The organism is Lentimicrobium sp. S6 (genome assembly GCF_013166635.1).
GTDB lineage: Bacteria > Bacteroidota > Bacteroidia > Bacteroidales > UBA12170 > UBA12170.
Genome location: NZ_JABKBZ010000124.1, coordinates 1 through 7,558, shown reverse-complemented (window position 1 = coordinate 7,558; position 7,558 = coordinate 1). Strand labels below are relative to the sequence as shown.

Here is a 7,558-nt window from a genome sequence, read left to right as displayed (position 1 = left end):
GCCCTGTCCAATTGGGGTATACAGTATCATAAGTAAAGTCCAGATTACGCTTGCTCATATAAATATCATATTTACCAGAGGAATTATTCTCTTTCATTCTACCTACGGTTACGATTTTGTCATTATAGCTATAAATTAAATTAGCTGGGTCTTTCCATCTGTCATCTTCTTTATAGTCTATGATATTAAGAGCCGTATCAAATTTAATATATCCGTAGTGGTAATTATACTCTTCAATGGTATACAAATACCGCCAAATACTGATAAAACTAGTGTCGCTAATTTGAATAGATCCAGCCAGACGGGTGGAAAAATAATCCTCAGGCATGATTTGCTTTGACACAAAGGATTGCTCTTCTCCATTTTCATTAAAATACATCAACACAGGGTGATGGGTTTGATAGTTACTGCCTATAGCTACAAAATTCCCTTCAGATAAATTGTGAATACTCCAAGGTTTACTATATAGGCTATCATAAATACCAAAGGGCAATATCCATTCCTCTTCCCCATTAGGATTAACCTTAATAAATAAAGACCGAGTTCCCCAACCTTGGGAGGGGTCATTATTAATTGGCCATTCTGCTTCTCCAGCTATATAATAATCATTTTCTTCACCAATTAATATTTTATCAGGTATAGCATTCCATATCACTGGGTAATCATCCATGGTAGCATAATCATCCTTCCAAATAATATGCCCCTCAGTATCCAGTTTGATTAAATTAATACGTTCTATATCGCCATAACCAAAACCATAGCATAAAACAATAATATCCCCATTATGATCTATAGCAAGGTCTTTTGCAAAGGAATATTCGGGCCATTCAAATATTTTACACCATTCTACTTCCATACAGGCATTTAATTTGGATACCCACGGATTAGCAACGCCTGTAAAATTGCTTATCCCACACATAATAAGTCCACCATCTTCATGATTCTTCATGGATAATATATAGTTTTGATAGGTAGAATCCATTCTTCTTTCCCAAAGATAATAACCATTTATATCCGTTTTTTTAATAAAAGTTTTACCCTCCATGAATTCCTCATAATTGGCATGGAAAATATAACCTTTATCATAATGTTCTATATCATTTTTATAAGCCAAAGCCGATTCATTATTATTTTGCGCCCCATACCACCTTTCCCAAGTGGTATCAGAGTAGATAAATTGAGCATTTGCATAAATTGAAAAAAACAGAAATATATTTATTAGAAAATTTCTCATTTGCTTTATTTTAAAAAGGGAAAAGGAATGCAAATAAATTGCATTCCTATCTCCCATGGATTCTCATCTTCCAAATTTACTTAATTATATTGAATGTGGTACTATTAATAGCTTTGCCATCAATTTTTAGGGTAATAATATAGCTGCCTGATTTAAATGATTTTAAATCTATGGTCTTACTGTCTTGTTTTTGTTCGATAACAATGTTATCTAAACGCTTACCGGTGGAGGTTTCTGTAATCACCAAATTTGCTGATTGATATGTCATCTTAATATCGTATTCACAAATGACATAATCTCTGGATGGATTGGGATACATATTGATTTCAGCATATTCTTCTTTTGGTATATTTATATCAAAAGGCTCGGTAATTAGAGCCGATTTGTTTTCAAACTCCGGTAAATATATGGGTGCTTGATATTCTTTTTCGCCCAAATAGATGAGTAAATTGCGAGCCCAAGCCGAAGCTAAATTCACCGTATCATTTGATAATAGAAGGATTTCGGCTTTTTCTGTTTCGCTAAGCTCATAAATACTTCTATTATTGTTTTTTACATTGGCCAATACTTGGTAATATTCTTGCAATTTATCTAATTCGTAGGCATCATCATTATCCAAAGTAAAGTCTGTTGCTATGGAGTTCAATACTTGGTTGGCAGCTGTGGTTTCATTATTCTGTAAGTAAATACCTGCCAATTGATAGCGCGATTCCATATTTTGTGATTGACTTAGTAAATACAAAATACTATCGCTATGATTATTTATAGTATCGTGAGTATAACGGGCCAATATATGATTGAAGGCAGTACTATATTCTGCTTTGCTATTTTGCAATTGTGCTTCTAAACTTTCTTTGGCACCTATAATGGTTTGCCCATTAATAATTTGCTGTTTCATATATTCGGGCATGGGGTTGGTCCTGCTTTTGGGAATTTGTATTTGAGTAGGCTTTCTGATAATTCAAAGGAGCATAAATTTCATCATTAAATTGATGTTAGATAGGATCTTTGTTTTGTAGTGCCTTAATGCAAATATATGTAGGTTAATTTCAAACTTTGATTAATAATACTACAGAAAATTAATGAGGAAACCAGCCTTTCTTTTTTCTACTTACTTGAAAAACTCAATTAGACTCAGAATGATTCAATAAAAACTCCTTAGCAAACTCCTTCCCAACTTGTTCGCGGGCGTTATAAATGAAATCTACTCCATTATCGTGAAGTTCTTTGGCCTGATCGCGGAACTCACATACTGCACCAATTTTAATTCCACTGTGCTCAATATTTTTAAGTTCAATACTTGTATTTACATTAGAGGTATGATTACTAAAAGACAAGAATATCATATTAATTTTACTTAAATCTACATTTTGCCAAAAATTACTATCTGTAGCGTCTCCCCAAATCACATTCTTATTTTCTGACTGAGCTCCTTCCACAGTATCATGATTATAATCCACTCCAACTACTTTGTCATTATATTCTTGGCAAACTTGCCGATAAACGGAACGTCCTATCCTTCCCATCCCACAAACCAACACCTCAGCATCTCCTAAATTGCTTGGTTCGTCATCGGGGTGAACTTTACTGGAATTCAAACGCATTAGTTGTGGTTTAAAATGGTTGAATATCTCATGTGCTCTATGGTTAAATGGAGCAGCTATTAAGAATGATAAACTCAAAGCTAATGCTAAAGTAACCAACCAACTTGACTCCATCCAACCTGCTTGCACACCAATTGCCGCTACTATCAAACCAAATTCACTATATGTTGACAAGCTTAACGTTGTTAGCAAAGAGGTACGCGCTCGAAGATTGAAACGAGTAAACAAGTACATAAAAAGACCCGATTTTAAAACCAGCATCATTGTCATGATTACAGCAATGAGCAAGGTACTCCAAGTGGGTAATCCTGACAGTCCTATCTCAAAAAAGAAGGCAATCAGAAAGAAATCTTTATAGCCACCCATATGTGTAGATAGTTCTTTAGCCCGACCATGATTTCCCAATAAAACCCCCATAATAAGCGCCCCTAAGTCAGCTTTTAAACCCACCATATCGAAACTCATTGCACCTGCCACAAAAGCTGCAAAAAAGCCAAAAAGCGTTAATAGCTCTCCGTGATCAATGGTTTTTAAAATGCGATAGAAGAGAAATCTTATTAAATAGAGATAAACCGGAAGTCCAAGAGCCCAAAGACTAGGGATTTCATTCTTTGAAATCGTTAAAAAGATAACCGCCAGAACATCTTGTATGACCAGTATCCCAATGGCTATATTTCCGTGGAAGGAATTGACTTCTCCACGCTCCTCTAATATTTTAATGGTAAAAACAGTACTGCTAAAACTTAAAGCGAATCCAATGATCAGAGCAGTTTTAAAACTAAGAGGAGTCAAATATCCTAACCCAATGGTAGAAATAATGCTTATCAAACTTGCAAACACCAGTGTAGTTATAACAGAATGAATCCCTGCACTAGCCCATATTTCCTTATGCAGCAGTGATTTAAGATTTATTTTAAGCCCAATATTGAATAATAAAAGCATCACACCCAATTCCGCTAAGGCATGAATAGCAATATTACCTTCTGACATACCAATAAAGTTCAATAAAAATCCTGTAGCCAAGAATCCTATTAAAGGAGGTAGATTTACTTTTTTAGCCAAAAAGCCAGCTATGAAAGCAATACTGATCCAAATTGCGTCGATATGCCAAGTTGCAAACATTGGTAACAAAGATACTATTTATACGGGCTTTTACTATTCTATATTTTGAAGAGATTTTCAATAATCTGTTAAATCCAAGTTACAGTATAGTCTCTTTTATCAGAGAATTTTAAAAATAAGTTAAAAGCGAAAGCATATCCCGTTTATTATCTCCATATTTGTATGATAAAATATAGTGATGCGATTTCTATACTTACTTTTCTTCCTCTTTTTAGCCCCCTGCCTTATAGCACAAAACATGCTTGTAGTTGAGAAACCGGGGACGGTAAATAATAAAATCTATTATGCAGGAAATAATATCGACCTCAAAACCATAGATGGTCTCAGAATCTCCGGCCCCATAAATGTCATTCGTGATAGTATGATGGTGGTTGATTTCGTTCATGAAGTTAAGATCAAGGATATTGAAATCATCTATAAACTTCGATATGGTCTCAATATCACAGGAAGTGCATTGATAAGTGGAGGAGCTTTATATTTGGGATTAGATTTGATTAATAATCAATCCATTGATGAACAAGGAATATGGGTAGCTTCTGGAGTCATTGTATCCGGAATCATCATGAAACTTTTTGCTAAGAAGAGAATGCGCTTGGAGGAGGGTAAATGGAGAGCTAAAATCCTAGTAGAGTGAGGCTGAAAAGTTTGGTTAAAGACCTGGGGCCTGGTTTAGTAGTTGCAGCTACTGGAGTTGGAGCGGGTGATTTAGTAGCTGCCTCTGTGGGCGGAGCTCATTTTTCTTATGTCATATTATGGAGTGCCTTATTAGGTGCTTTATTAAAATACGCACTAAACGAAGGTATTGCTCGCTGGCAATTGGCTTCCGGAAAATCTATGATTGAAGCCTGGAAATCCTATTTCCCTTCCTGGGTTTCCTATTATTTCTTATCATATTTAATCATTTGGTCTTTTATAGTTGGAGCGGCATTATCAGGTGCTTGCGGCTTAGCCGCTCATGCCATATTTCCTATTCTTTCAGTGGCCCAATGGGGCATTATTCATGCAGTTTTAGCCTTTGTTTTGGTTCTGTTTTTCCAATATAACTTCTTTGAACGCATCATGAAGGCGATGATAGCTTTGATGTTTATCATCGTAATATTGACCACCATTATCTCACAACCTAATTGGTCTTTGGTAATAAAAGGAACTTTTCTCCCAAGCATTCCTAAGGGATCCATTTGGTTAATTCTAGGAATCATTGGTGGAGTTGGAGGTTCTGTTACTTTACTTTCCTATGGATATTGGATTAAAGAGCGAGAGTGGAATAGTGTTTCCTTTTTGCCTAAAGTAAAGATAGACTTATCTGTTGCCTATATTTTAACCGGACTTTTTGGAATGGCCATTATGATTATTGCGGCCCAATTACAGCCCGAAGTGGTAAATGGAAACGGAATGGTGCTGTCATTAGCTGATAAAATAGGCGAAAATAGCGGTGAAGTGGGAAAATGGATCTTTTTATTGGGATTTTGGGGTGCTGTTTTTAGTTCTATGCTTGGGGTGTGGCAAGGGGTTCCATTTCTATTTGCCGACTATATGCGTACTCGTTCAAACTCAATGACTCATTCTTCTATTTCAAATATTGATTTGAGTAAAGACAATTCCTATAAATATTTCCTAGCATTTATTGCTTTACCTCCTCTAGTTCTTCTCTTTTTTCAGAAACCAGTATGGATTATCATTGCCTATGCCGTTACAGGTAGCATGTTTATGCCTTTTCTAGCTTTTACCTTATTCTGGCTCAATAATAGAAAAAATGAGGTCTTGAAGAATTCTATTTTTATTAATTTCTTACTTTTTATTGCCTTTGCTTTATTTAGTCTATTGATGGGAATGAAGCTTTGGGAGTTTGTTTAACACTAACAATCCCCTCTGACTTTCATTCGAACTCCACTCCCTAAAGATTTTAACTCTATGAACCAAAAGCACCTTATTTCCTATTTGTAATTCCACATAAAAAAAATTAACAAGGTAATTAAGATCCGAAACTAGCCTTTCTGTTAACTGTATATTCAACACTTTTATTGGGGGCGATATATTGTGAAAGTTCTGATCATTTGATAGTTTCTTTATTGATTGTTCTTACTGAATATGTTATTTAATTGACAAATAAATGAACGTTCATTCATATTTTGTAATATTGCCTTCTCAAATAGATAAGATGAACAAATTGATACCAAAACTTCAAAAGAGCAAGGACAAGAGAGTGGCATTATTGCAAGCTACCCTTCAGCTGATCAATCAAGGAGGAATACAAGAGGCTTCCATGTCGAAGGTAGCCAAACTGGCCAAGGTATCTCCTGGAACCATCTATCTTTATTTTGAGAACAAGCAGGATTTAGTGAATCAGTTATATTTGAGTATAAAAGCAGCATTTAGTAAAGAAGCATTTAAAGATTTTAAAGAGGATGATCCAGTAAAGGAGAGTTTCAGGAAAATCTGGTATCGTATTGCTGGTTTTAAAATCAAGCAAACTGAGGAGTCTTCTTTTTTAGATCAATGCGACAATACACCTATTTTAGATGAAAAAAGCAGGCAAGAAGGATTGAGGCATTTGCAACCGCTTCTCGATTTATGGAATCGTGGACAAGAGGAGGCTTTAATTAAAAAAATCTCTCCTTATTTATTGTACGCATTCACCATTTATCCTATGGCTTTTTTAATGAATACCAAAAACAGATCCCACTGTAAATTAAATGAACAAATTTTAGAAAAGGCTTTTGAAGCGGCTTGGGATAGCATTAAGCTTTAAAGCTTTTCTAACACATAAAAATGATAAAAATGGAATTGTTAGATAAATTAAACTGGAGATATGCTGCCAAAGCCATGAATGGTGAAAAAGTAGCACAAGAAAAAATCGATAATATTATTGAAGCCATCTCTTTGGCTCCTACATCAAGTGGATTGCAACCATTCGAGGTGTTTGTGATTACCAACCAAGAAATAAAAGAGAAAATCAAACCCGTAAGTTGGAATCAGTCAGTGATTACTGATTGTTCTCATTTATTAGTGTTTGCTGCTTGGGATACCTATACCGAGGATCGTATCAATAAGATGTTCGACTTAACCAATGAGGTACGTGGTTTCAAAAACCAAGGCTGGGAAGATTACCGTCAGTTGCTTTTGGGAGCTTATCCACAAAGAGATGCAGAGGTGAACTTCAATCATGCAGCTCGTCAGGCTTATATTGCTTTTTCACAAGCCATTGCAGCGGCTGCTTTTGAAGGAGTTGATGCAACACCTTTAGAAGGATTTGATCCTGTTGCTGTAGATGAAATTTTAAACCTAAAAGAAAAGGGATTAAGATCTTGTGTGATGCTTCCTCTAGGTTATCGTGATACCGAAAACGATTGGTTGGTGAATCTAAAAAAAGTAAGAAAAAGTAAAAATGACTTAGTGACTGTAATAGACTAATCTTTATTGGAATATACAAGTAAAGCCAGTTACTCTTAACCAGAATAGCTGGCTTTTTTGGGGTCAAGAACAAAACCTGGGGGGATGAGCTAAAATGTTATACTTTTGAAAAAAAGAATCACATCAATTATGCAAAATGATTTGGCTATTATGAGTTTGTTTTTTCCAGAAGGCATGCTCGACTATT

General features: G+C 35.3%; 7 protein-coding genes. 4 read left to right on the top strand and 3 right to left on the bottom strand.

Going from position 1 to position 7,558, the window contains the following annotated elements; all coding sequences use genetic code 11:
* The 3 genes from HNS40_RS21305 to HNS40_RS21295 all read right to left on the bottom strand — a co-directional run.
* Positions 1-1,234: hypothetical protein (locus HNS40_RS21305; protein WP_172284739.1), on the bottom strand; the 1,234-nt coding region annotated here is incomplete at its 3' end.
* Positions 1,235-1,310: 76 nt separating this feature from the next.
* On the bottom strand, positions 1,311-2,132 hold the full coding sequence (locus HNS40_RS21300; protein WP_172284738.1) for a T9SS type A sorting domain-containing protein: 822 nt from the start codon (positions 2,130-2,132) through the stop codon (positions 1,311-1,313).
* 226 nt (positions 2,133-2,358) lie between these two features.
* Positions 2,359-3,960 (bottom strand): cation:proton antiporter, encoded by a 1,602-nt coding sequence (locus HNS40_RS21295; RefSeq protein ID WP_253916461.1) that lies wholly within the window; start codon positions 3,958-3,960, stop codon positions 2,359-2,361.
* Positions 3,961-4,138: 178 nt separating this feature from the next.
* Here HNS40_RS21295 and HNS40_RS21290 point away from each other — a divergent pair, with 178 nt between their 5' ends.
* The 4 genes from HNS40_RS21290 to HNS40_RS21275 all read left to right on the top strand — a co-directional run bounded on the left by HNS40_RS21290 (position 4,139) and on the right by HNS40_RS21275 (position 7,371).
* Complete coding sequence (locus tag HNS40_RS21290) at positions 4,139-4,594, top strand: hypothetical protein (RefSeq protein WP_172284736.1); 456 nt, start codon at positions 4,139-4,141, stop codon at positions 4,592-4,594.
* Positions 4,591-5,814, top strand: coding sequence for an Nramp family divalent metal transporter (locus tag HNS40_RS21285; RefSeq protein WP_172284735.1), 1,224 nt, complete (start codon positions 4,591-4,593; stop codon positions 5,812-5,814). The genes HNS40_RS21290 and HNS40_RS21285 overlap by 4 nt, the downstream gene beginning before the upstream one ends.
* A 304-nt stretch (positions 5,815-6,118) precedes the next feature.
* Positions 6,119-6,709 carry a TetR/AcrR family transcriptional regulator gene (locus HNS40_RS21280; RefSeq protein ID WP_216663632.1) on the top strand — a complete coding sequence of 197 codons (591 nt, stop codon included), beginning with the start codon at positions 6,119-6,121 and terminating at the stop codon, positions 6,707-6,709.
* 29 nt (positions 6,710-6,738) lie between these two features.
* On the top strand, positions 6,739-7,371 hold the full coding sequence (locus HNS40_RS21275) for a nitroreductase family protein (protein ID WP_172284734.1): 633 nt from the start codon (positions 6,739-6,741) through the stop codon (positions 7,369-7,371).
* Positions 7,372-7,558 lie beyond the last annotated feature (187 nt).